The sequence below is a fragment of the Micromonospora sp. DT4 genome (assembly GCF_049841675.1).
Classification (GTDB): Bacteria; Actinomycetota; Actinomycetes; order Mycobacteriales; family Micromonosporaceae; genus Micromonospora.
In genome coordinates, this window is sequence record NZ_JBNCKT010000036.1 from 25347 (window position 1) to 49623 (window position 24277).

Below are 24277 nucleotides of genomic sequence, written 5' to 3' on the forward strand. Positions count from 1 at the left end.
GTCGATGACTGCCCCCACCACCACCGACAACGAGCACGAGTACGACGAGGCCCCGTCCGCCCTTCAGGAGGGCGGCCGGGCCCCGGCGCGGCGTTACGGGGTGCTCGCGCTGGCCGCCCTGCTGGTGGTGGGGTTGCTGCTCGGGTACGCCGGTGGTCTGCTCACCCCCCGGCTCACCCGCCCCGGTGACGCCTCGGTCGAGGCGGGCTTCGCACGGGACATGACGACCCACCACGCGCAGGCCGTGGAGATGAGCCTGATCGCGTACCGGTCGGCGACGCTGCCCGAGGTCCGCCAGATCGCCGTCGACATCGCCACCGGCCAGCAGGGCGAGATCGGCGCCATGCAGACCTGGCTGCGCGAGTGGGGGCTGAGCCCGACCGGGTCGCAGCCGTCGATGTCGTGGATGTCCGACGGCGCCACCGTCAAGGACGGGCTGATGCCGGGCATGGCCACGCCGCAGCAGATGGCCGCCCTGCGCGACGCCAGGGGTGTCGAGGTCGACCGGCAGTTCCTGACCCTGATGTACAACCACCACCTGGGCGGGATCCACATGATCGACGCGGCGCTCGCCGAGACCGACAACGCCGAGGTGGTACGCGTGGCCGAGACCATGAAGGCCACCCAGCAGTCCGAGCTGAACAACCTCCGGCAGCTCCAGGCGCAGGCCAAGGGCTGATCCTCCGCACGGGCACACCGGGCCCGCGTCACGCCGACGGCCGGCGGGACGCGGGCCGGCGTCATGTCCGGTCGTCACGCCGACGACCGGCGAGACGCGTGCCCGCGGTTATGTCCGGCCTCTGTCCCGGGCACGGCTCGATGATCGACTCGGGTACGCATGGTCCGAAACGAATCGAGGGTGATCGGCCCCGAGACCGGCACTCCGCGCCCCGTCGATGCCCACCCGCCCGTTGTGGGTGTTTTGCGCGGGACGGGCGATTACGTTGCTTAGAGAGTTTTCTCCACACATATCGTGACCAGTTGTGATTCGTGCTCGTTGCCCAAGACGTGGGGGTTGCACTCAGAGACGCACGGCGCTCGGTCACCAGTTGGTGCCGACGCCACACCATCGGCGGTGACGGGGCGGTGGCAGCCGTCCGTCGCGGACAGCGGCAGGGCGAGCCGGGAATGCTCAGCCGCGACCAGGAACTCGAACTTATCGACACACTCCGGGGCGTCCACCCCGACGAGTTCGGCCTGGACGAGGAGCTGTGGACGCGGCAGAGCCTCACCACGCTCATCCAGCGCCGGTTCGACCTCCCGCTGGACGTGGGCGCGGTCGGGGCGTACCTGCGGGCCTGGGGGTTGGGTCCGCGCGAGCCGCGCGAGCGGGCCTGCGGGCTCTGCGTCAGCGCGGTCGAGCGGTGGGTACGCAGCGAGTACCCGACGATCACCCGGACGGCCCAGGAGCACCTGGCCGAGGTCTACTGGATCGGGCGGGTACGGCTGCGCGGCACCATGCCGGCCGCCGACGTGATCTCCGCCGTGTCGTCCCGGGGCCGGGTGCGCTTCATGATCACCACGCCGACGGTGGACCCGCCGCTCCCCCGCGACTTCGTGCTGCGACTCAGCGGCGAGGAGCAGCGCACCGTACACCTGATCGTGGACGGGTCCTGGCCACGCAACGAGTGGCCGCGGCGGCTGCCCCGGCGGATCGTCCTGCACCCGCTGCCCAGTTGCGGGCGGGCGATCGCCGCTTGAGCACCGGGTGGGTCGGTCACCGACACGATCGGCCCACCCGATACCGATTCGGCGTGCGCCGGGGAGGTTTGCTAGTCTTCTCCAGTCGCTGAGCCCCCGTAGCTCAGGGGATAGAGCACCGCCCTCCGGAGGCGGGGGCGCAGGTTCGAATCCTGCCGGGGGCACAAAGCTTCGCGCTCATGTCCGCTGAGAAGCGCGGACCTGGGGCGTTCGTCATTTCTGCTCCGGGGCCGTGCCCCGGACCCTACGCGCCCGGGGCACGGGCTCGTGTCGTCCCGCTCCGCGATCTTGCAGTTTCGGTTGTCGTTGTGGGCTCACTGCGCCTTGTGTCGCCACCGAAGTGCAAGATCGCGGAGCGCCGCTGCCCCCGGCGGCATCATGCGGCAGCGAGGGCTCAGCGGCTTACGTACTCGGCCAGGTGTTCTCCGGTTAGGGTGCTGCGCGCCGTTACCAGGTCTGCCGGGGTGCCCTCGAAGACGATCCGGCCGCCGTCGTGGCCGGCGCCCGGGCCGAGGTCGATGATCCAGTCGGCGTGCGCCATGACCGCCTGGTGGTGCTCGACGACGATCACCGACGTGCCGGAGTCGACGAGCCGGTCCAGCAGACCGAGCAACTGCTCGACGTCGGCGAGGTGCAGGCCGGTGGTCGGCTCGTCGAGGACGTAGACGCCGCCCTTCTCGGCCATGCGGGTGGCCAGCTTGAGTCGCTGCCGCTCGCCACCGGACAGTGTGGTCAGCGGCTGGCCGAGGCTGAGGTAGCCGAGCCCGACGTCGACGAGCCGGTCGAGGATGGCGTGCGCGGCCGGCGTACGCGCCTCGCCCGTGCCGAAGAACGCCTCCGCCTCGGTCACCGACATCGCGAGCACCTCGCTGATGTCCCGGCCACCGAACCGGTGCTCGAGCACGGACGCCTGGAACCGCCGCCCCTCGCACTCCTCGCAGGTGGCGGCGACGCCGGCCATCATCCCCAGGTCGGTGTAGATGACGCCGGCGCCGTTGCAGCCGGGGCAGGCGCCCTCGGAGTTGGCGCTGAACAGCGCGGGCTTCACACCGTTGGCCTTGGCGAACGCCTTGCGGATCGGTTCGAGCAGACCCGTGTACGTCGCCGGATTGCTCCGTCGCGAGCCGCGGATCGCGCTCTGGTCGACCGACACCACACCGTCGGTGCTGGACACCGAGCCGTGGATGAGCGAACTCTTGCCCGAGCCGGCCACACCGGTCACCACCACGAGCACACCGAGTGGGATGTCGATGTCGACGTCGCGCAGGTTGTGGGTGTTCGCGCCCCGCACGGCCAGCGTGCCGGACGGTGTCCGCACCGAGGGCTTCAGGGCGGCCCGGTCGTCCAGGTGCCGCCCGGTCAGCGTGTCGCTGGCGCGCAGCCCGTCGACGGTGCCCTCGAACACCACCTCGCCTCCGCCGGTGCCGGCACCCGGGCCGAGGTCGACGACGTGGTCGGCGATGGCGATGGCCTCCGGCTTGTGCTCCACGACCAGGACGGTGTTGCCCTTGTCGCGTAGGCGCAGAAGCAGGCCGTTCATCCGGGCGATGTCGTGCGGGTGCAGCCCGATCGTCGGTTCGTCGAAGACGTACGTGACGTCGGTGAGCGACGACCCGAGGTGGCGGATCATCTTGGTGCGCTGTGCCTCGCCGCCGGAGAGCGTGCCCGACGGCCGGTCGAGCGACAGGTAGCCCAGCCCGATCTCCTCGAACGAGTCGAGGAGGTGTTGCAAGCCGCTGAGCAGCGGTGCCACCGACGGCTCCCGGATGCCCCGGACCCAGGCCGCCAGGTCGCTGATCTGCATGGCGCAGACGTCGGCGATGTTCTTTCCCTCGATCTTCGACGACCGGGCCTCGGCGCTGAGCCGGGTGCCGTCGCAGTCGGGGCAGGTCGTGAACGTCACCGCCCGGTCCACGAAGGCGCGGATGTGCGGTTGCAGCGTGTCGATGTCCTTGGAGAGGAACGACTTCTGGATCTGCGGGATGAGGCCGACATACGTCAGGTTGATGCCGTCGACCTTGATCTTCGTCGGCTCCCGGTGGAGCAGGTCCTGCAACTCCTTCTTCGTGTACTTGCGGATCGGCTTGTCCGGGTCGAAGTAGCCGCAGCCACGGAAGATCCGGCCGTACCAGCCCTCCATGCTGTAGCCGGGGATCGTGATCGCGCCCTCGTTGAGCGACCGGCTCTCGTCGTACAGCGCGGACAGGTCGAAGTCGGTGACCGCGCCCATGCCCTCGCAGCGCGGACACATGCCGCCGAGACGGTTGAAGGTCGCCTTCTCGGTCTTCGTCCGGCCGGCGCCGCGTTCCACGGTGATCGCGCCGCTCGCCCGGACGGAGGGGACGTTGAAGGAGAACGCGTTCGGCGGACCGATGTGCGGCTGCCCGAGCCGGCTGAACAGGATGCGCAGCATGGCGTTGGCGTCGGTGGCGGTGCCGACGGTGGAGCGGGCGTTGGCCCCCATCCGCTCCTGGTCGACGATGATCGCGGTGGTCAGCCCGGCCAGCACGTCGACCTCGGGCCGGGTCAGCGTCGGCATGAAGCCCTGCACGAAGGCGCTGTAGGTCTCGTTGATCATCCGCTGCGACTCGGCGGCGATGGTGCCGAACACCAGCGAGCTCTTGCCCGAGCCGGAGACACCGGTGAAGACCGTCAGGCGACGCTTCGGAAGCTCGACCGTGACGTCCTTGAGGTTGTTGACGCGAGCGCCCTGCACCCGGATCAGGTCGTGGCGGTCGGCGACGTGTGCCGCGGGCGAGTCCGTGGCCTTGCTCATCGTCTCTCCATCTGCTCGGGTGGCGGGGCCCGGTCACGCTATAGGTGGCGGCGTGACCTGCGCTTCTCGATTCCTGACGGGTCTGGTGACCTGCTTCGCGGTGCAGGACGGCAGCCCGGCCGTCGCGAGCGCCGCCTCCCGTCGGTAGGTGCTGGGTGGTACGCCGACCAGTTCGGTGAAGCGGGTGCTGAAGGTGCCGAGCGACGAGCAGCCGACCGCGAAACAGACATCGGTGACGCTCAGGTCGCCGCAGCGCAGCAGGGCCATGGCGCGCTCGACCCGCCGGGTCATGAGATAGCTGTACGGCGATTCGCCGTAGGCGAGCCGGAACTCCCGACTGAGGTGCCCGGCCGACATGTGGACGCCGCGGGCGAGCGCTTCGACGTCCAGCGGCCTCGCGTACTCCCGGTCGATGCGGTCGCGGACGCGACGCAGCCGCGCGAGGTCGCTCAGGCGCTGACTCTCGGTGGATCGGCTAGTCACCCGCCAAATCGTGCCACAGAAGTCCGACCGGACAGGACCGCCGGACAGCCGGACAGCCGGACAGCCGGACAGCCGGACAGCCGGACAGCCGAGCCTGACCCGAGCCGCGCGGCGGCGGGTGGGGCGGTCGTCGGGGCGTACCGTCAGGTGGTCTCGCGGCGGGCGCGGGCCCGGCGCTTACCCTCGTGCATGGCCTGCACGCGGGCGACCGGGATGGCGCGGCCCTCGGTGACCAGGTCGGCGGGGATCTGCTGGGGTTTCGGCAGCAGCGCGACCCACGGGTCGGTCCCGGCGAGCAACGCCGGGACCGTGCGGATGGTGAAGTCCGCCGGGGTCACCTCGGTCAGGTCGGCCCAGTCGACCGGGAAGGACACCGGCATCCCGGGCCGTAGTCGCGGGCTGTACGCGGCCACGACCGTCGCCCCGCCGGAGCGGGTGGCGTCCACGAAGACCTTCCCGCCCCGGTCCTCGATGATGTACGCCGTCGTCGGTCCATCGGAACCCTCCTTGGTGCACGGCTTGTTACCGACGCCATCGTCTGTGACCATGAGCGAGAGCGGAAGGAGGCACTGCTGTGTCCCAGAGGAACAGCGATGTGTCCGCGCGGGTGGAGGCCGAGCTGACCTGCTCACCCGGGAACGCGCCCTTCACCCCCGGGCAGGCCCGGGCGTGCACCGTCCGCGAGGTGCTCGACCGGGTCGGCGGCAAGTGGAGCATCGGCATCCTGGTGGCGGCCTCGCACGGCCCGGTGCGCTTCACCGAACTGGAGCGGCACATCGAGGGCATCAGCCGCCGAATGCTCACGCTGACCCTGCGCAACCTGGAACGCGACGGCCTGCTGCACCGCACCGTCTACCCGACCGTGCCACCGAAGGTCGAGTACGTGGCCACCCCGATGGCGCTGGAGCTGTACGAGTCGCTGGTGGCGCTCACGAGCTGGGCCGAACGGCACCGCCGGGCCATCGCCGAGGCGCGGACCAGGTACGACGCCGCGCACGCGGGCTGAACGGACGACGGGTGTGAGGAACGCCACGCCGCCCATCTGACCGATCGGTCAGGTCCTGGCCGATCGGTCAGGCATGCTGGTTCACGGAGGTGGACCGGTGATGGCCAGAGCGGTGTCCGAGACGCACGGCGAGATCCTCGCCGCGGCGGCACGACGGTTCGCCGTGACCGGATACCGGGGCACCTCGTTGCAGGACATCGCCCGCGAGGTCGGCTGCTCCAAGGCCACCGTGCTCTACCACTTCGCCAATAAGGAAGCTCTGCTCGCCGAGCTGATGGCACCGGCCATCACGGTGCTGACCGACCTCGACGATCAGCTCAGCGGGTTGAGCGGCGCGGCCGCCCAGGAGGTCGCCGCGGTCGGCTTCGTCGACCTCGCGGTCCGGTTCCGGCGGGAGATCGCCGTGCTGCGCGGCGAGTTCCCGGAGCTGCTGCGCCAGCCGGCCTTCGCCCACATCCAGCAGATCTCCGAACGGTTGCGTGACGCCCTGGCCGGTCACTCCGACCGTCCGGGCGCCCAGATCGCCGCGGTGGTGTTGCTGGCCGGCATCTCCGAGGCGTGCGCGGAGTTCGTCGACGTTGCCGAGGACGACCTGCGCTCCGCCCTGCTCACCCTCGTCCGGCGGGCCGTCGAACCCATCGGGACACCCCTGCGCCAATCCCCCACGAACGAAGACAAGGACTCCTGATGGCCACTCTGCTCTACCGACTCGGCCGGGGCGCGTTGCGCCGGCGACGGCTCGTCGTCGCGCTCTGGCTCGTCGTACTCGTCGGCGCCGGCCTGGCCGCGGCGACCCTGAGCGGCCCGACGGCGGGCAACCTCACCATGCCGGGCACCGAGAGCCAGCGCGCGCTCGACCTGCTCGCCGAGCAGTTCCCCGCAGCCAGTGGAGCGACCGGCACGATTACGCTCAAGGCGCCCAAGGACGGCCAACTGGCCACCCCGCAGGGCCAGGCCGTGGTGCAGGAGCTGGTCCAGCAGGCCGGGACGCTGCCCGGCGTGGTCGGCGCGGTCAACCCGCTCCAGGTCGGGGCCGTCTCGCCCAACGGCCGATACGCGCTGGTCCAGGTCCAGTTCGCCAGCGGCGCGAACGAGGTGACCGGCGAGCAGAAGGCCGCGTACGAAGAGGTCGGCGCGGCGGCCAAGGCACAGGGCTGGCAGGTCGCCCCGGGCGGTGAGGTGCTGAGCGGGGAGCCGGAGGTCGGCTCGACCGAGGCGCTCGGCATTCTCGTCGCCGCGATCGTCCTGATCGTCACCTTCGGCTCGCTGGTGGCCGCCGGGATGACCATGCTCAACGCGCTGATCGGCGTGGGCGTCGGCATGGCCGGCCTCTTCGCGCTGAGCGGCGTCGTCGAGTTGACCAGCAGCGCGCCCATCCTCGCGCTGATGCTCGGCCTCGCCGTGGGCATCGACTACTCGCTGTTCATCACCTCACGGCACCGACAGAACCTGCTCGACGGCCTGCCGCCGGACGAGGCGGTCGGCCGGGCCGTGGGAACCGCCGGCTCCGCCGTGGTCTTCGCGGGCGCCACGGTCGTCATCGCGCTGGCCGGGCTGGCCGTGGTGGACATCCCGTTCCTCACCGTGATGGGTTTCGCCGCCGCCGGTACGGTCACCGTGGCCGTCCTCGTGGCCATCACCCTCCAGCCGGCGCTGCTCGGCTTCGCCGGCCGTCGGGTGCTCCCCCGCCGGCTGCGGGCCGTCTCCGCCGACACCACGCCGGCCACCGACGCCCTCGCGTCGACCCCGGACGTCGACGCGGCCCCGGCCGAGGACCGCACCCGGTTCGGCTTCCGCTGGGCACGCTTCGTCACCCGGTTCCGCGTACCGGTGATCCTGGCCGGGCTGCTCGGCCTGGGCCTGCTCGCGCTGCCCACGGCGGACATGCGGCTGGCCCTGCCGGGCGCGGCGACGGCCGCCGTCGGCTCCCCCGCCCGGGTGGCGAACGACCTGACCGTCGAGGGCTTCGGCCCGGGCTTGACCGGTCGCCTCGCGGTGGTGGTCGCCGGTGACTCGCCGCAGGCCACGTCGGCCGCCGTACCGCAGGTCACCGCGCTGCTGCAACGCACCGAGAACGTCCTCGCGGTCGCGCCACCCCAGCTCAGCCCGGACGGCCGGACGGCGCTGCTCGGTGTGGTGCCCAAGACCGGCCCGACCGACAAGGCCACCGAGACGCTGGTGCACGACGTCCGCCGCTCGGTGAGCGGTATCCGGGACGCGGACGTGCTGCTCACTGGCGTCACCGCGATCGGCATCGACGTCTCCGAGAAGCTCTCCGACGCTCTACCGGTCTACCTGCTGCTGGTGGTCGGGCTGTCGGTCCTGCTGCTGATGCTCGTGTTCCGCTCGCTGCTGGTACCCGTCAAGGCCGCGCTGGGCTTCCTGCTCACCGTCGCCGCCACGTTCGGCATCACGGTGGCGGTGTTCCAGCAGGGCCACCTCGCCGACCTGGTCGGCCTGGACACGCCCGGTCCGCTGATCAGCTTCCTGCCGATCCTGCTCATCGGCATCCTGTTCGGGCTCGCCATGGACTACGAGGTGTTCCTGGTGTCCCGCATGCGGGAGGACTTCGTGCACGGCGAGACCGCCCGGGAGGCCACGATCAGCGGCATGGGGCACGGCGCCCGGGTGGTCACCGCCGCCGCACTGATCATGATGTCGGTGTTCGGAGGCTTCGTCTTCCTCGAAGACCCGGTGATCAAATCGATGGGCTTCGCGCTCGCCGTCGGCGTGGCCGTCGACGCCTTCGTGGTCCGCATGACCATCGTCCCGGCCGTGATGTCCCTGCTCGGCGACCGCGCCTGGTGGCTGCCCCGGTGGCTCTCCCGCGCCCTGCCGAACGTCGACATCGAGGGCGAGGGTCTGCGCGCCCACCTGACGACCCAGACCCCCACCCGGGTCTGACCGTTCCGACCACGAAAGGTGCGGCGCCCGAGCGGGGCGCCGCACCTTTCGGCACTGCTCACACGCCGGCCGGGTACGTCTCCATCTCGCCGGGGACGGCCGGAACGGCCAGCGGATGCAGGGCTGACGTCTCGTCGCACCAGATGAGTGCGTCGTAGCGTGCGCCCAGCCGGGTCGGCACGTAGTTGCCCCAGGACTCGAAGGACGGGTCATACACCACCCCGATCGCCCGGTGGTCCGCCGGCTCGGTGACCCAGCCCGGCTGGTCGTCGCCGCCGAAGACGAGCACCGCCCGCTCGGGCATCAGCTCGTGCAGCCGCCGCTCCACCGAGCCCTCCCGCGCCGGCGGCACCACCATCGCCTCGGACGGCGAGCCCCAGCGGGGGGCGGCGATCACCGTGCCCCGGTAGGTGCCGAACCCGACCAACGCCACCGCGTCGTCGCCGTGCCGCTCCCGGGCCAACTGACCAATGTTGACCATCCCGTCCGCGGCCATGTCGGTGGCTCGCGCGTCCCCCACGTGCGTGTTGTGCGCCCAGACGATCCCTCGGGCGTCCGGGCCGTAGCGGTGCAGCAGGCGGTCCAGGGTGTCCTGCATGTGGGTGTCACGAATGTTCCACGAGTCCGGGCCGCCGGCCACCATCGCCCGGTAGTAACGCTCCGCGCCGGCCACCACCTCCGCGTTCTGCCAGGCCGAGAAGCGGTCCGGGCCGTCCGACATGGCCTGTTCCCGGGTACGCGCCAACAGCCGGACCACCTCCTCCTCGCACCGGGCGGAGACGAACCGGCTGGCCGCGCCGTACTCCTCGACCCGCTTGCCGTACGGCTCGAAGCACCGGTACGCGTCCTGCGCCGCCTCCAGCGAGGTCGGGTCCTCCTCCCCCAGGTAGTCGAAGATCGCCTGCATCGACTCCCAGAGGCTGTAGACGTCGAGCCCGTGGAAGCCGGCCCGTTCACTCTCCGGTCGTTCCAGGTTCCACGCGCGCAGCCACCGGCAGAAACGCGCCACCTCGGCGTTGGCCCACATCCAGGTCGGCCACCGTTCGAAGCGTTCCAGCGCCGCCTGCGGATCGAGGGCCCCACCCGGCGCGGCGGTGACCGAGCGATGCACCCGGTCGCAGTCCGGCCAGTCGCCCTCCACGGCCACGAACGAGAAGCCGCACTCCGCGATCAGCCGACGGGTGAGCTGCTCACGCAGGCGGTAGTAGTCGTAACTGCCGTGCGTGGACTCACCGATCATCACCACCCGGGCGTCCCGAACGCGCTCCAGCAACGGGTCGAAGTCGCTCGGCGCGCCGAGCCGCTGAACCAGCATGGCAGCGGCTACCCGGCGGTCGCGCCGACAAACCGTCGGCGCGTCGCCCGCCGACACGCCGTGCGCGTGTACGGGTGCGGCGAGCGGGTAGCCGACCGGCATGACCGTCACCGGCGTGCAGTTGCAGGAGTACCTGGCCGGGCTCGACTACCCGGTCTCCCGCGAGGACCTCATCCGTTGGGGACAGGAGAACGGTGCCAGCACGGCGATGTTGCAGATGTTGCAGGCGTTGCCGGCCGAGCAGTTCGAGTCGCCGGCCGAGTTGAGCGAGGCGCTGACCACCCTCGCCTGACCGGCCGCTCATCGCGCGTGCAGCAGCCGGGTGGGGGTGGGGTTACGGGAGGGGGATTGTGCGGGATTCCTGGCGGGCGGTTTCGGCGGCGGCCAGGATCGTGACGACCTCACGGCCGAAGCGGACGTCACAGCGGTGGTCGCGGGTGCCGGCCTGGACCTGCTCGACGAGCTGGTCGATCGCCACACCGAACGCCGTGGCGGCGTCGTACTCGCCCACCGGAACGGTCTCGATGCCGTTCTCGCCGTAGAACACGAACTCCCGGGCCATCGCCTCGGACGGGGCGTCCAGGGAGAGCGAGGCGCTGCTGGTCGCACCGCCCTCGTGGGTGAGCAGCAGATGCACCATCCCGCTCGGGCCGTCCACCGCCGTCACCTGGGTCACCCGGCCCAGCACCGGCAGGAGGATCGAGAGCGCGTGCGGGGCGATGTCCCAGAGCGCGCCGTGCTCGCGACGCCACAGGGAGCCGCCGTACGGGCTGCCCTCCTGGAAGATCGACGCGAACGCCGTGGTGCGGCCGTGCTGCCAGCCGCCGGCGGCGGCGGTCGCGGCGAGAAACGCGGTGACGTTCGGCTGGAACCGCTGGGTGAAGAACACCACGGAGGCGACTCCCGACGCCTCGGCGGCAGCGACGACCCGGTCGGCGTCGTCCACGGTGAGCGCCAACGGCTTGTCCAGCAGCAGGTGGCGGCCGGCGGTGGCGGCACGGACCGCGATGTCGGCCTGGACGTCCGGCGGCAGCGCGACGGCGATCGCCTCGCACTGCTCGATCAGGGCGTCGACCTCGGCGTAGGCGGGCGCCCCGTACCGCTCGGCCAGCGCGGAAGCCCGCTCCGGGTTACGCCCCCACACCCCGACCAGTTCCGCGTCCGGGTGTGCGTGCAGCGCCTTCCCGTGCGTCTCGATCGCCCAGTGACCGGTGCCGAACAAGCCGAACCGCAGCACGTGTACCTCCGCTGTTTCCTCTCACCGTGGCAACGCCACGGACCAGATCCACGCTAGTCGCCCCGCTGGCCACGCCGATGGCGGGTCGCCAACGAAGGGTCTGTTGGTTCGCTGACCGACGTCCAGCCTGCTCGTGGTGTCCCGGCTGTCCGGGTGTGTCCCTCGGTGTCTCCTGAGCCGGGTGGCGAGGGTAGGAGCCGTCCTTTGCTCTGCTTCAACCCAGGAGACACCCTACGTCCGATAATCGGACACCAGGTGTCTCCTCCGCTGAAGCAGAGCAAAGGACGTGAGGTGGGGGTGCCCTTGTCCGCGCGGCGGCACCCCGGGGGCGCGCCGGGCGGGGAGCGTGAGCTGCTTACTACGACGGTTAGTAGGCTGTGCCGGTGACCGAGGCGACGACCGGGTGGGGCCGATGACCAGCGCGGCGGCCAGCTCGCCGGTGGACGGGCTCCTCGCGACGGCGTCGATCGTGCTGTCGCTGCTCGTCGCCGTGTGGGCGTTGGTCGCGGCGGTACGCCACCGACCTCCGGATCGGGTGCAGTTCGCCGGTCTGGCCGTACTGGAGTTGGCGCTGCTCGCGTTGGGAGTGTCGGCGCTGGTGGCGGTCGGTGGCGGGGACCGGCCGGGCGAGCCCGGCGCGTTCTACGGCTACCTCGTCACGTTGGTCTGCCTGCCGCCGCTGGCCTGGGTGTTGGCCCGGATGGAGCCGACCCGCTGGGGTTCGGCGATCGTCTGCGCGGTCTGCCTGGTCGCGCCGGTCGTGGTGGTCCGGTTGCAGCAGACCTGGGAGGTCCTCGGTGGTTGAGACACGACCGGCCCGACGCGCCACGAATGCCGGTCCGGGCCGGCTGCTGATCGCGGTTTACCTGCTCTTCGCCATCGCGGCGACCAGCCGGGCCGGTCTGCAGATCGCCACCAAGTTCGACGAGGCGCCGGTGGCGTACCTGCTCTCCGCCCTGGCCGCGCTCATCTACATCGTCGCCGCGGTGGGTCTGGCCCGTGCCGGGCACACCGGCCGGCGGGTGGCGCTGGCGTGCTGCTCGGTGGAGTTGGTCGGGGTCGTCGCCGTCGGCATCCTCAGCGTGGTCGACAAGGACCTGTTCCCCGACGAGACGGTGTGGTCGCAGTTCGGCAGCGGATACGGCTACATCCCGCTCGTGCTGCCGGTGTTGGGCCTGTTCTGGCTCTGGCGCACCCGCCGCGACCCGGCCTGACCGACCGCGCGACCCCACCTGACCGACCGGGGCGCAGGCCGCGTGACAAGCGTGCGAATCAGGCCCGTGGGCCGCCGGCGACGTAGATGACCTGTCCGGAGACGAAGCCCGCCCCCTCACTGGTCAGGAACGAGATGGTGTGCGCGACGTCCTCCGGGCGCCCCGGGCGACGGACCGGAATCTCGGCGGCGGCGTGCTTCTGGAAGTCCTCGAAGTCGACCTTCATGCGGGCGGCGGTGGCCGCGGTCATGTCCGTGACGATGAAGCCCGGTGCGACCGCGTTGACGGTCACCCCGAACGGCCCCAGCTCGATGGCGAGCGTCTTGGTGAAGCCCTGTAGACCCGCCTTGGCGGCGGCGTAGTTGGCCTGACCCCGGTTGCCCAGCGCCGAGGTGCTGGACAGGTTGACGATCCGCCCCCACTTGCGGTCCACCATGTGCCTCTGGGCGGCCTGGCTGAACAGGAACGCCCCGCGCAGGTGCACGCCCATGACCGTGTCCCAGTCGGCGTTGGTCATCTTGAACAGCAGGTTGTCGCGGAGCACGCCGGCGTTGTTGACCAGCACGGTGGGCGCGCCCAGTTCGGCGGCGACCCGCTCGACGGCGGCCTCGACCTGGTCGCGGTCGGACACGTCAGCGCCGACGCCGAGCGCACGGCCGCCCGCGCCGGAGATGGCGTCCACAGTCTCCTTGGTGGCGGCCTCGTCGATGTCGACCACGGCGACGGCCATCCCGTCGGCGGCCAGCCGCCGGGCGGTGGCCGCGCCGATACCGCGCGCGGCTCCGGTGACGATGGCGACGCGGGGCTCCTCCGACATGATTACCTCCGGGTAACTTGGGGTCGATCGGAGGAGCTTAACGTCAGAACCCCCGACCCCGGCATAGGCGAATCCACCGGTATCCGTGCCCGGAGACCTTCACCGCGCCGAGCTTGCCCAGCTCGCCGTAGCCACGGTCGGTGAGCACGTCGATCGGCAGGTCGGCCTCCGGTTCGAGGCTGCTCAGGTCCACCTCGACGTCGTCGGTACCCAGGTTGTGCAGGAAGACCATCGTGCCGGTCGGCCCGTCCGCCCGGTGCGCCAACACCCCGGGCGGCACCGCCACGTCGATGTGGGTGGTCGAGCCGGAGCCGATCTCCGGGGCCTCCCGCAGCGTACGGATCATGCGCTCGAACCAGGCGAGCAGCGACTTCGGGTCGCCGCGCTGGGCGGTGACGTTGACATTCTGGAAACCGAACTCACCCTTGTCGAGCACCGGGCGGACCAGCTTTTCCTCCTCCGCCGTGGAGAAGCCGGCATTTGGTTTGTACGACCACTGCATCGGCGTACGAATCGCCTCCCGACCGGGCAGCGACAGGTCCTCCCCCATCCCGATCTCCTCCCCGTAGCGCAGCACCGGGGTGCCCCGCAGGGAGAACTGCAACGCGTACGCCAACTCGATGCGCCGCCGATCGTTACCGAGCATCGGGGCGAGCCGACGGCGGATGCCCCGGTCGTAGATGCGCATGTCCTCGTCCGGGCCGAACTCCGCGTACACCTGGTTGCGCTGTTCGGTCGTCAACCGGGACAGGTCGATCTCGTCGTGGTTGCGCAGGAAGGTGGCCCACTGCCCACCGACCGGGAGCTTCGGCGTGTCGCGCAGCGCCTCGATCAGCGACTCCGGGTCCTGGCGCGCGAGGGCGAGCATGAGCCGGCCGTTGAGCATGAAGTCGAACAGCATGTGGATGCGGTTGCCGGAGCCGCTGGTGTCGCCGAAGAACGTCGGGAGCTGGTCCGGTTCGACGTTGGCCTCGGCGAGCAGGACGGCGTCGCCGCGCCGCCACTGCACGTGCTGGCGCATCTCGGTGAGGAACTCGAAGTCCTTCGGGGAGTCCGGGTTGCCCGGCTCGGTCAGCTCGATGATGAACGGCACGGCGTCCATCCGGAAGCCGGAGACCCCGAGCTGGAGCCAGAACGACATGATCTTCTTGACCTCGGCCCGGACCTCCGGGTTGGCGAAGTTCAGGTCCGGCTGAAACTTGTAGAACCGGTGGTAGAACCACGCCTTGGCGGTCCGGTCGTAGCTCCACGTCTCCTTCTGCTCCCCGGGAAAGACCATGCCCTGGTGGCGGTCGTCCGGCTCGGTGTCGGACCAGACGAACCAGTCCCGGTACGGCGAGTCGGGCGAGGAACGGACGGACTGGAACCAGGGGTGCTCGTCGGAGGTGTGGTTGACCACCAGGTCGATGATCACGCGGATGCCCCGGTTCTGCGCCTGGTGGAGCAGCTCGGCGAAGTCGCCGAGGGTGCCGAAGCGGGGGTCCACGTTGTAGAAGTCGGTGACGTCGTACCCGTCGTCGCGGTTGGGTGAGGGGTGGATCGGGTGCAGCCACAGGCAGGTCACGCCCAGCCGGGCGAGGTAGTCCAGTCGGCCAATCAGCCCGCGGATGTCGCCGACCCCGTCGCCATCGGAGTCGGCGTACGTGTCGATGTCGAGGCAGTAGACGACGGCTTCGGAATACCAACGGTCACCCATGCGGGAGGAACTTCTCCGGTTGATCACCACGGCAAACCCGATGGACCCGCCCGGTCGGCACCCTGCCCGGCATGGAGATCGACCTCGTACCGCCGAGCGATGAGTTGGACTGGTCCCGGGGCCGCTGGTTGCACCCGCCGGTGCGCGCCGAGCACGGTCCGGCCGGTGAGCTGGTCGTCGAGGCCGGGGCGGGGCATGGCGTGGATCACCCGCAGGTGTGCCGCGGCGGTCACGGGGTATGACCATCCGATCCCCGGTAGGCCGTTCGGAAGGATGACCAATGGCGTACGCCCAGACTGGTGACCCGTCCGAGTTCACCGGCCTGACCGGGTGGGTCGCCTCGGTGATCGACGCGACGGGCCCGGTCGGCGTGGCGCTGCTGGTCGCGTTGGAGAGCATCGTCCCGCCCATCCCCAGCGAGATCGTGCTGGCGATGGCCGGCTTCCTGGCCCACGAGGGTGACTTCAACGTCGTCCTCGTCGTGGTGGCCGCGACGGTCGGCTCGCTGGTCGGCGCGCTGGTGCTCTACTGGCTCGGCGCGGCGCTCGGCGAGGAACGGCTCAAGCGCTGGCTGGACCGCGTCCCGCTGGTGGACCGCGACGACCTGGAGAAGGCCGACCGCTGGTTCGAGCGACACGGCCGCTGGGCGGTGCTGATCGGCCGGGTGGTGCCGGTGGTCCGCAGCCTGGTCTCCGTCCCGGCCGGGGCCAACCGGATGCCGCTGGGCGAGTTCGTCCTGCTCACCACGATCGGCAGCGGGGTGTGGAATGCCCTCATCGTCGGCTCCGGTTATGCGCTGGGCAGCCGGTGGCAGAACGTCGAGCGGTACAGCGACTGGTTCAACTACGCCATCGGAGCGGTCTTCGTCGTCATGGTGGTCACCTGGGTGGCCCGCAAGATCCGCCGCCGCCGGCAACGCGACGATCGGCGGTCGGTGACCGCCGGTCGCTGATCCACGTCGTCGCCGCCGACGCCCCTGGCGGGACGCCGTCGGCGATCAGGGCAGGGGATGCCGCGTGGCGGATGCCGGTGCGGCCGGCGGGCGGCGCAGCACCGCCTGCTGGCGACGGTCGCCGCGCCACCGGCCAACGGTTCAAGCAGATCGGTGAGCCAGGACAACGCGGCCGCGCGGCGACGTGTCGCTACCCGGCGAAGGGGCGTCCGGGTGCGCGCGCCAGCAGGTCGGCCGGGCGGTCCGCGAGCACGCCGAGCTGGGCGAACGCGGACATCCACGCGGGACGGCACGCCGTCACCACGTTTCCGGGCGTTACCACCGTGGGTAACCAAGCGTCCGACCGACGCGGACGGACCGCGAGCGGCAGAAACGGACGGTGGTGCGCGATGACGGGGCAGGTGGCGGAGGCGCCCGGCGGCACGACCCCGGGGACCGATGTGCTCACCGTGGGCGTCGAGGAGGAGTTCCTGCTCGTCGACCCACACACCGGCGCCGCGGTGCCCGCCGTCGACCTCGTGCTGGAACAGGTCCCGGCGGAACTGCGCGGTCAGGTGGAGCGCGAGTTCCAGACCAGCCAGATCGAGATCGGGTCGCCGCCCGGCCTTGAGCTGTCCTCGATCCGGCACTCCCTCGGCGTACTCCGTAAGGCGCTCGCCGACGCGGCCGAGCGGGCCGGCGTACGGCTGCTCGCCATCGGCACCGGTCCCGTGGACGGCCCGGTGCCGCCGGTCGTGGACAAGCCCCGCTTCGACCGCATGATCGAGCGCTTCCGGCTGCTCGTGCCCGGCCCCGGCAACAACGGCATGCACGTGCACGTGGGCGTCCCCGACCCGGAGACCGGCGTGCAGGTGCTCAACCACGTCCGGCCGTGGCTGCCGATGCTGCACGCCATCACCACCAACTCGCCGTTCGCCGGTGGCGAGGACACCGGCTATGCGAGCTGGCGTTCGGTCGAGTGGGAGCGCTGGCCGTCGGTCGCGCCGACGCCCTGGTTGGAGTCGCACGAGCACTACCAGCGGCTGATCCGTCAGTTGATCGCCAGCGGGGTGATGCTCGACGAGGGGATGCTCTACTGGTACGCCCGGCTGTCGGCGAAGTACCCGACCGTGGAGGTGCGCATCGGCGACGTCTGCCCGACCGTCGACGACGCGGTGCTGGTCGCCGCGCTGGTCCGCGCGCTCGTGGCCACCGCCATGGACGACGTCGAAGCCGGCCGCCCCCCGCTGCGGACCGACCACCACCTGCTGGTCGGCGCGCACTGGCGAGCCGCCCACGACGGCCTGGAGGGCGACGGCGTCGACGTCACCACCGGCGAGCTGCGGCCCGCCTGGGAGCTGTTGGACCGGTTCGTGGAACGGCTACGACCGGCGCTGGAGCGGCACGACGACTGGACCGAGGTGTCCGACCTGCTGGGCGGGCTGCGCCGCCACGGCACCGGCGCCGCCCGACAGCGCGCGGTGTACGCCCGTACCGGACGGCTCGTCGACGTCGTGCACGACGTGGCGCGACAGACCCGCGGCTGAGCACCCGCGTGACAGGATGATCCTGTGACGCAACGATTGATCGTCATCGGCGGGGACGCCGCCGGCATGTCGGCGGCGTCCCAGGCACGCCGCCGCCGCAACCGTGACGACCTGGAGATCGTGGTCTTCGAGCGAGGCCACTTCACCTCCTACTCGGCCTGCGGCATCCCCTACTGGATCAGTGGGCTCGTGCCCGGCCCGGAGCATCTGATCGCCCGCGCCCCGGAGACGTTCCGCACGAAGTTCGACATGGACGTACGGATGCGCCACGAGGTGACGGCCATCGACCTCGAACGGCGCGAGGTGGTCGCCCGGGACCTCGACAACGGCGGCGAGGTGCGTGAACGCTTCGACGAGCTGATGTACGCGGTCGGCGCGACACCGACCAAGCCCTCGTGGGCGCAGGCGGACGTCGCCGGCGTGTTCGGGATGCAGACCCTCGACGACGGCGCGGCGCTGCGCGACTGGCTGGATGCCGAGCCGCAACCGCGCCGGGCCGTGGTGGTGGGCGGCGGCTACATCGGTGTGGAGATGGCCGAGGCGATGATCCAGCGGGGCCTCTCCGTCACGCTCATCGAGCAGTCCGAGCAACCCATGTCGACCGTGGACGCCGACATGGCCGAACTCGTCGCCGAGGCCATGCGCGGCCTCGGCATCACCATCCGCGGCGGCCTGCCGGTGACCGGCCTCGACCAGCGGGACGGCCGGGTGTCCGCCGTGCTCACCGCCGAGGGGCCGATCCCGACCGACGTCGTGGTCCTGGGTCTCGGTGTACGCCCCAATGTCGGGCTCGCGCAGGCCGCCGGGCTGCCGCTCGGGCCGACCGGCGCGATACGGGTGGACCGGCGGATGCGGGTCCCCGGCTTCCCCGGAATCTGGGCGGCCGGCGACTGCGTGGAGACCCTGCACCGGGTCAGCGGAATGCCGGTGTACATCCCGCTCGGCACCCACGCCAACAAGCAGGGCCGGGTGGCCGGCATCAACATCGGCGGCGGGTACGCCACCTTCACCGGCGTGATCGGCACGGCCGTGACCAAGGTCTGCGACCTGGAGGTCGGTCGGACGGGCCTGCGGGAGCGGGACGCCTCGGCGGCGGGCTTCGACTTCGTCTCGGTGATCGCCGAGTCGACCAACCGGGCCGGCTACTACCCCGGCGCCCGACCGATGACCGTCAAGCTGATCGCTGAGCGTCCCAGCGGCCGTCTGCTCGGCGCGCAGATCGTCGGCTGGTCCGAGGCGGCCAAGCGCATCGACACGCTCGCCGTCGCATTGTGGAACGGCATGACCGTGGACGACATGACCGCGCTCGATTTGGGCTACGCTCCGCCGTACGCGCCGGTCTGGGATCCGGTGCTGATCGCCGCCCGGAAGGCGGTCGACACGCTCGCCGCCCTTGATCGCTGACCGCGCCCGCCGTGGAGGTCCGCCCCGTGACCCAGACCCCGACCAGGCCCACCGCGCGCCGACGTCCGACCATGGTCGATGTCGCCCGACACGCCGGAGTCAGCCTGAAGACGGTCTCCCGGGTCGTCAACGACGAACCGGTGAGTCAGGAGCTGCTCGGCCGGGTGCTGGCCGCCATCGCCGAGCTGGGTTTCCGGCGCAACGACATCGCGCGCAACCTGCGCTCGCGGCAGCTCAACGCCACCGTCGGATTGCTCATCGAGGAGATCGCCAACCCGTTCTACGCCACTATCGCGAGCGTGGCCGCCGAGATCGCCGCCGCACACGGCACCATGTTGATCACCGCCTCCTCGGAGGAGGACCCGGAGCGGGAACGCGCCGTCCTCCAGGACTTCACCCAGCGCCGGGTCGACGGTCTGCTGGTGGTGCCGGCGGGCTCCGACCACTCGTTCCTGCGCCGCGAGGTCGAACTGGGCATGCCGGTGGTCTTCCTGGACCGGCCGCCGCAGGGGCTGCTCGCGGACACCGTGCTGCTGGACAACGCCGGTGGCTGCCGTTCCGGAGTCGGCGCGCTGCTGGACCAGGGGCACCGGAGGGTCGGTCTCCTGCTCGGCGCGCCGAGCGTACCCACCATGCGGGAACGGCTGGCCGGCGCGCGGGCGGCCCTGGCGGACGCCGGAGTCGAGCCGGACGAGTCGCTGGTGTACGACCGCCTGATCGCCCCCGAGGAGGCCGGGCGGGCGGTCGCCGCGCTGCTCGACCTCCCGGACCCGCCCACCGGGTTTTTTTGCGGCAACAACCGGCTCACCGTCGGCGCGTTGCAGGAGCTGCACCGCCGGGGCAGCGACGCGGCACTGGTCGGCTTCGACGACTTCGAACTTGCCCACCTGATGCCCCGGCCGTTGACCGTCGTCGCCTACGACACACGCGAACTGGCCCGGGTGGCCACCGAGCGTCTCTTCGAGCGGATCGCCGGCGACGACTCGCCCCCGTCAACAACGATCCTCCCCACCCGCTTACTACGCCGGGGCCTCTCGTAAGTCGGAAGTAGACCTACTTCCTCCCGATGAGGGCCGCTTCGCGCAGCGGAGCGACAAGGACTAACCCCACACCGACGCCGACGCCGACGCCGACGCCGATCATGGACTTGTGGTGCCTCGCGTATGCCGCAAAGTGGTGGTGAACGCCCACCACAAGTCCATGATCGACCCGTGCGGAGCGGGTCAGGTTGCTGTGGTCAGGAGGGCCTCGACTTCTGCTCGGGTCGGGGGGTTGGCGCCTCGGCGGGCGCAGGTCAGCGCGGCCACCGTCGCGGCCTGACGCAGCACTGTCGCCCACTGGGACTCGGTCACCGCGGCGAGCCGGTCGGCTGGTCGGTCACCGAGCGCGTCGAGGTCGGCCAGGGCGGCCAGCAGGCCACCGGTGAACGAGTCGCCCGCGCCGACGGTGTCGACCACTGTGGTGCGTACGGCCGGCTGCTCGTGCAGCACTCCGTTGGGGGCGAGCAGCCACGCGCCCTCACCGCCACGGGTCACCACCGCGCAGGACACCCCGGCCTCACGCCAGTCGGCCATCACGTCGCCCACCGACCGGTCCGGGTAGAGCCAGGCCAGGTCCTCGTCGCTGGCCTTGACCAGGTGCGCGAGGGGCACCTGTCGGCGTACCCGCTCCTGCTCGGCGGCGCGGTCCGTGACGATGCTCGGGCGCAGGTTGAGGTCGATCGAGAGGGTCAGCCCGTCGCGGTCGCGTTCGCGGGCGAGCAGCCCCTCGACCGCCTGCGCGCCGGGGGCCAGCGCGAGGGCGAGTGACCCGGTGTGCAGGGCCGTCGCCAACGAGCCGGCCAGGTCGGGCAGCTCCTGCGGCGTCCACTGCCAGTCCGCCGCGCCGTCGAGCCGGAACTCGTAGCTGGCCTGGCCGGCGGCGTTCAGGGTGGCGACCGCCACCGAGGTGGGTTCGGGGGCGCGGACCGCCCACTGGAGGTCCACCCGGTTGGCCGCCAGGTGCTCGGCGATCTGCCGGCCGTACTCGTCGGGGCCGAGCCGGGCCAGCAGTCGTACCGGCTGGTCGAGCCGGGCCAGGGTGACCGCCACGTTCGCGGGCGACCCACCCGGCACCGCCCGCTGCCCGTCGGCGGTGACCACCAGGTCGATGAGCGCCTCACCCGCCACCACGATCATGCGGTCACCGTCCCCGGGGCGATCGGGCCAGGGCCGCCGAGGCCGTCGGCCGAGCGGGACAGCAGCACTGCCTGGTACGCGTGATAGACGTCCGGTCGACCGTGCCAGACCGTGTCGGCGGGCAGGTTCTGCGCGTCCAGCTCGTGCCGCCAGCCGGTGCCGTCGACGAGGTAGCGGCGCGCGTACGCCCAGAAGGCCCGGTACCAGTCGGCGTAGACGGCGTCCCCGGTGCGGCGGTACAGGGTGACTGCCGCGCCGATGGCCTCGCCTAGCACCCAGTGCATGCGGGAGCGAACCACGGGCGAATCGTCCCAGTCGATGGTGTAGACGAAGCCGTCCGCGCCGTCGACCGCCCAGCCACGCCGCAGGGCGGCGGAGAACAGGGTACGGGCGTCGGTGAGCAGCCAGCCCGGCGGCTGCGGCAGGACCGCCTCCAACTCGATCAGCAGCCGGGCCCACTCCAGCCAGTGGCCCATCGTCGAGCCGTACGGCCGGAACGGGTCGGCGGGCTGGTCCCGGTTGTAGTCGAGCAGCGGAGTCCAGTCGGCCGTGAAGTGCTCCGGCAGCCGCCAGTCGTGCCGGGCGGCCTCGGTGTGCACGAGGTGGGTGGCGATCCGTAGGGCCCGGTCGGTCCAGCTCGTGTCGCCGGTGGCGGCGGCAGCGGCAGCGGCAGCGGCGAGGAACGCCTCGACCATGTGCATGCTGCTGTTCGCGCCGCGGTAGTCCTCGGTGACCGTCCAGTCCCGGTTCCACGATTCGCGGACCGCACCCGTCTCCTCGTCCCAGAACCGGTCCCGCACCACGGTGAGGACGTCGGCGAGCAACCGGTCCGCGCCGGGTCGCCCGGCCCGGGCGGCGCTGGACGCGGCGAGCAGCACGAACGCGTGGTCGTACCCGGCCTTGCGCTCGTCGGTCGGCGCGCCCTGCTGGTCCACGGCACCGAACCAGCCGCCGTACCGGTCGTCGCGCAGCAGCGTGTCGAGCGCGGCGACGCCGTGGTCGACGAGGGCGGCGGCATCCGGGTCGCCGTTGCGGTGGGCGAGCGCGGCCACGTGGGTCATCCGGCAGGTGATCCAGGTGTAGACGGCTTCGCCCCGGTCCGGGGTGCGGTCGTCGGTCAGCCACCAGAAGCCGCCCTCGGGCCGGACCGACCGGCGGGCCGTGTCGAGCAGGGTGCGGGTCTGGTCGGCGAGGAAGCCGTCCAGGTCGGGCAGGTCGGGTATCCCTGCCGGGGCAGGGGGCGGTTCGGCGTCGAAGCGGGGCGCGTCGGTCATCTCAGCTGGTCACCGTCGAGGTGTGAAGGGGCATACGGCAAGGATCGGCGGACGGACCGGGTCCGCGCCGGAAAACGGTCAACGGTACGGCATACCGCCGCAGGCGCATGAGCGGAAAGCAACTGCGTTTCATCCCATTTGCCCGTTGACAGCGTTGTCACTTCCCAAGGCTGCTCCGGCAGCCGGTCGACTGTCAATTCCGCTTGCGTCACAACACCTTTCAGGAGTTGGAGGACTTAGTTCCTGGCCGGCGTGCCGCAGCACTTCTTGTACTTGCGGCCTGAATCGCACCAGCATGCTGTGTTGCGTTCGGGTGGCCACAGCAGCACCTGGTCGGGGTGCGTGATGGCATGCCACTCGCCGTAATCTCGGCGGGTCGACCGTTCGGCCGGGTCGCGGCCTTCACGGCGGGCGTACGCCTCGTAGTCAGCGAGTTTCCCACTGACTATGCGTACCCGGGCGGCGCCGGCCTCGGCATAGCCGCAGGCCTCCCGTTGGATCCGCGCGGCGTAGGTGTCGTAGCTGTCGCCGTAGGAGGCGGTCGACTCGGGCCAGCGAGAACGTATCGCGGTGAAGTCCTCGCGTACCCAGCGCAGGACAATCCCGTCGAACGCTTCCACGTCATCGGGAACATCCAGCTGGCGGCGCTGGGCCACGTCACCCAGCGTCTTTCGCACCATCTCCCGGAACGCGGTGAGCGAGGCGTCGGTCTCCGCCCGCACGGCGAGGTCCTCTTCGTCGTGCTCGATCTCCAGCTCGTCGCGTATGAAGCCACGGGTGATGAGCAGCCCACGCCGGTAGTCCTGCACCTGCATGTCGTCACCGGCCTTGGCTGCCCGGGCCAGGCCCGCCTGACACCACTCAAGGGCCGGCTCGTACTGCCCGACGTCGCACAGCAGCTCGGCCATGTCATCGAAGACCCGCAGGTCGGCGAGCCCGCCAGGCTGGTCGTCGAGTTCGGCCCACAGCGCCTGCTGGGCCGCTTCGGCCTCACGTTCGCGCCGCAGCGCGTACAACTGCTCGACGATGCCGACCTGAGCGTCCCTGCCGAACTCACCCCCGAACCCCGCCGCGCGGCGAAACAGCTCAAGTGCCTCCTCGCTCTTGCCGCCACGGGCCGTGTACCACCCGGCGTCCACCAGGGCGCGCGGCTCGTCGGGATCACCGGCGTGCTGCACGGCCCACCGCTCACACTCAGCCGCGGACGGCTCGCGCTTCAGCGAAGCAAGGAAATCCCCGTATCCAGTGCTTACGGCATCGGACGCTACAGATGCGTTCATACCCCAAACCTACCGAAGCTCGATCACGCCGGGTCCCACCGGGGAACCGAGATCGCCGCGCGGGAGGGACCGCCCCGAACAGCCGCCAGTTCAGCACCGCCGAGGCGGTGTTGGTCGCGGCGTGGACACTGACGGCGATCTGGCAGTTGGCGACCTTCCCGAGCGTGCCGCAGTACTGCCGCGCGACACACGCCGACGCGGTGCCGTCCTTGGGGGAACCCGGTGTCGTCCACCACCCACACCCGCGGGGTCACCGTGTCGAGCGCAGCCATCGCCACCGGCCGCCGCACACCATCCACATCCCAGGTCGAGGAGGTCAGGAACTGCTGCAACTGCTGGTGATCCACCCCGAGCCGCCGCGCCATCGACTGCATCGACTTACGCCGGCCGTCCAGCGACACACCGACACGACTTATTAACAAAGCACTACTAGTGTGCTGAGGTGATCTCAGCAACGCATAACGGTTGATTGGCGCGACACGGACGAAGGCGGCGAGTCGGGCAGTTGTGGAAAC

The 24277-nt window shown here is 71.0% G+C and carries 22 protein-coding genes, 1 tRNA gene and 2 pseudogenes; 14 read left to right on the plus strand and 11 right to left on the minus strand.

The features are described from left to right. Positions 1-4: 4 nt before the first annotated feature. The 3 genes from ACLQ24_RS13235 (at position 5) to ACLQ24_RS13245 (ending at position 1865) form a co-directional block, all read left to right on the plus strand. Entirely contained in the window at positions 5-679 is a 675-nt protein-coding gene (locus ACLQ24_RS13235; RefSeq protein ID WP_425891583.1) for a DUF305 domain-containing protein, read from the plus strand. Between the two features lie 329 nt (positions 680-1008). Further along, a complete protein-coding gene (locus ACLQ24_RS13240; protein ID WP_425891584.1) occupies positions 1009-1701 on the plus strand; it encodes a winged helix-turn-helix domain-containing protein in 693 nt (230 codons plus the stop codon). A gap of 92 nt (positions 1702-1793) precedes the next feature. Beyond that, positions 1794-1865, plus strand: a tRNA-Arg gene (locus ACLQ24_RS13245). A 230-nt stretch (positions 1866-2095) separates the two neighbouring features. Here the strand turns inward: ACLQ24_RS13245 and ACLQ24_RS13250 are convergent. From ACLQ24_RS13250 to ACLQ24_RS13260, 3 genes and pseudogenes are all read right to left on the minus strand, one after another. Continuing rightward, on the minus strand, positions 2096-4477 hold the full coding sequence (locus ACLQ24_RS13250; protein WP_425891585.1) for an ATP-binding cassette domain-containing protein: 2382 nt from the start codon (positions 4475-4477) through the stop codon (positions 2096-2098). Between the two features lie 33 nt (positions 4478-4510). Beyond that, entirely contained in the window at positions 4511-4960 is a 450-nt protein-coding gene (locus ACLQ24_RS13255; RefSeq protein WP_425891587.1) for a helix-turn-helix transcriptional regulator, read from the minus strand. Positions 4961-5103: 143 nt separating this feature from the next. Further along, positions 5104-5457: pseudogene (locus ACLQ24_RS13260) on the minus strand (ATP-dependent DNA ligase); the annotation flags it as partial. 122 nt (positions 5458-5579) lie between these two features. Between ACLQ24_RS13260 and ACLQ24_RS13265 the strand changes: the two are divergent. The 3 genes from ACLQ24_RS13265 to ACLQ24_RS13275 all read left to right on the plus strand — a co-directional run bounded on the left by ACLQ24_RS13265 (position 5580) and on the right by ACLQ24_RS13275 (position 8870). Beyond that, positions 5580-5966, plus strand: coding sequence for a winged helix-turn-helix transcriptional regulator (locus ACLQ24_RS13265; protein WP_425891614.1), 387 nt, complete (start codon positions 5580-5582; stop codon positions 5964-5966). A 100-nt stretch (positions 5967-6066) separates the two neighbouring features. Then, positions 6067-6654: a TetR/AcrR family transcriptional regulator gene (locus ACLQ24_RS13270; RefSeq protein WP_425891588.1), complete on the plus strand. Its 588-nt coding sequence runs from the start codon at positions 6067-6069 to the stop codon at positions 6652-6654. Next, a complete protein-coding gene (locus ACLQ24_RS13275) occupies positions 6654-8870 on the plus strand; it encodes an MMPL family transporter (RefSeq protein WP_425891590.1) in 2217 nt (738 codons plus the stop codon). Before ACLQ24_RS13270 ends, ACLQ24_RS13275 begins: the two co-directional genes overlap by 1 nt. Positions 8871-8928: 58 nt before the next feature. On the opposite strand, the gene ACLQ24_RS13280 is transcribed toward ACLQ24_RS13275, so the two are convergent. Next, entirely contained in the window at positions 8929-10185 is a 1257-nt protein-coding gene (locus ACLQ24_RS13280) for an erythromycin esterase family protein (RefSeq protein ID WP_425891616.1), read from the minus strand. Between the two features lie 100 nt (positions 10186-10285). On the opposite strand from ACLQ24_RS13280, the gene ACLQ24_RS13285 reads away from it, so the two are divergent. Further along, complete coding sequence (locus ACLQ24_RS13285) at positions 10286-10477, plus strand: DUF2795 domain-containing protein (RefSeq protein ID WP_355237418.1); 192 nt, start codon at positions 10286-10288, stop codon at positions 10475-10477. Positions 10478-10519: 42 nt separating this feature from the next. On the opposite strand, the gene ACLQ24_RS13290 is transcribed toward ACLQ24_RS13285, so the two are convergent. Beyond that, the gene (locus tag ACLQ24_RS13290) at positions 10520-11422 is read right to left on the minus strand and encodes a Gfo/Idh/MocA family protein (protein ID WP_425891592.1); all 903 of its coding nucleotides are present in this window, start codon (positions 11420-11422) and stop codon (positions 10520-10522) included. 412 nt (positions 11423-11834) lie between these two features. On the opposite strand from ACLQ24_RS13290, the gene ACLQ24_RS13295 reads away from it, so the two are divergent. Both ACLQ24_RS13295 and ACLQ24_RS13300 read left to right on the plus strand, forming a co-directional pair. Next, positions 11835-12227, plus strand: coding sequence for a hypothetical protein (locus tag ACLQ24_RS13295; RefSeq protein WP_425891593.1), 393 nt, complete (start codon positions 11835-11837; stop codon positions 12225-12227). After that, a complete protein-coding gene (locus ACLQ24_RS13300) occupies positions 12220-12636 on the plus strand; it encodes a hypothetical protein (RefSeq protein ID WP_234585950.1) in 417 nt (138 codons plus the stop codon). The genes ACLQ24_RS13295 and ACLQ24_RS13300 overlap by 8 nt, the downstream gene beginning before the upstream one ends. Positions 12637-12694: 58 nt before the next feature. Here the strand turns inward: ACLQ24_RS13300 and fabG are convergent, their stop codons facing one another. Further along, entirely contained in the window at positions 12695-13453 is a 759-nt protein-coding gene (fabG, locus tag ACLQ24_RS13305) for a 3-oxoacyl-ACP reductase FabG (protein WP_425891595.1), read from the minus strand. A 43-nt stretch (positions 13454-13496) separates the two neighbouring features. Continuing rightward, on the minus strand, positions 13497-15149 hold the full coding sequence (locus tag ACLQ24_RS13310; RefSeq protein ID WP_425891597.1) for an alpha-amylase family protein: 1653 nt from the start codon (positions 15147-15149) through the stop codon (positions 13497-13499). 71 nt (positions 15150-15220) lie between these two features. Between ACLQ24_RS13310 and ACLQ24_RS13315 the strand changes: the two genes are divergently transcribed. The 5 genes from ACLQ24_RS13315 (at position 15221) to ACLQ24_RS13335 (ending at position 20071) form a co-directional block, all read left to right on the plus strand. Then, positions 15221-15391 (plus strand): hypothetical protein, encoded by a 171-nt coding sequence (locus tag ACLQ24_RS13315; RefSeq protein ID WP_425891598.1) that lies wholly within the window; start codon positions 15221-15223, stop codon positions 15389-15391. 38 nt (positions 15392-15429) lie between these two features. After that, complete coding sequence (locus ACLQ24_RS13320; RefSeq protein ID WP_425891599.1) at positions 15430-16101, plus strand: DedA family protein; 672 nt, start codon at positions 15430-15432, stop codon at positions 16099-16101. A 389-nt stretch (positions 16102-16490) separates the two neighbouring features. After that, on the plus strand, positions 16491-17627 hold the full coding sequence (locus ACLQ24_RS13325; protein ID WP_425891601.1) for a carboxylate-amine ligase: 1137 nt from the start codon (positions 16491-16493) through the stop codon (positions 17625-17627). 24 nt (positions 17628-17651) lie between these two features. After that, the gene (locus ACLQ24_RS13330; protein WP_425891602.1) at positions 17652-19031 is read left to right on the plus strand and encodes an FAD-dependent oxidoreductase; all 1380 of its coding nucleotides are present in this window, start codon (positions 17652-17654) and stop codon (positions 19029-19031) included. A 26-nt stretch (positions 19032-19057) separates the two neighbouring features. Further along, positions 19058-20071, plus strand: a complete 1014-nt coding sequence (locus tag ACLQ24_RS13335; protein WP_425891604.1) for a LacI family DNA-binding transcriptional regulator — start codon at positions 19058-19060, stop codon at positions 20069-20071. Between the two features lie 183 nt (positions 20072-20254). Here ACLQ24_RS13335 and ACLQ24_RS13340 read toward each other — a convergent pair whose 3' ends face one another. From ACLQ24_RS13340 to ACLQ24_RS13355, 4 genes and pseudogenes are all read right to left on the minus strand, one after another. Continuing rightward, positions 20255-21208 carry a carbohydrate kinase family protein gene (locus tag ACLQ24_RS13340; protein ID WP_425891606.1) on the minus strand — a complete coding sequence of 318 codons (954 nt, stop codon included), beginning with the start codon at positions 21206-21208 and terminating at the stop codon, positions 20255-20257. After that, a complete protein-coding gene (locus tag ACLQ24_RS13345) occupies positions 21205-22482 on the minus strand; it encodes an AGE family epimerase/isomerase (protein ID WP_425891607.1) in 1278 nt (425 codons plus the stop codon). The genes ACLQ24_RS13340 and ACLQ24_RS13345 overlap by 4 nt, the downstream gene beginning before the upstream one ends. A gap of 236 nt (positions 22483-22718) precedes the next feature. After that, positions 22719-23660, minus strand: coding sequence for an SEC-C metal-binding domain-containing protein (locus tag ACLQ24_RS13350; RefSeq protein WP_425891609.1), 942 nt, complete (start codon positions 23658-23660; stop codon positions 22719-22721). 178 nt (positions 23661-23838) lie between these two features. Beyond that, a pseudogene (locus tag ACLQ24_RS13355) lies at positions 23839-24232 on the minus strand (transposase); the annotation flags it as partial. Positions 24233-24277: the final 45 nt, after the last annotated feature.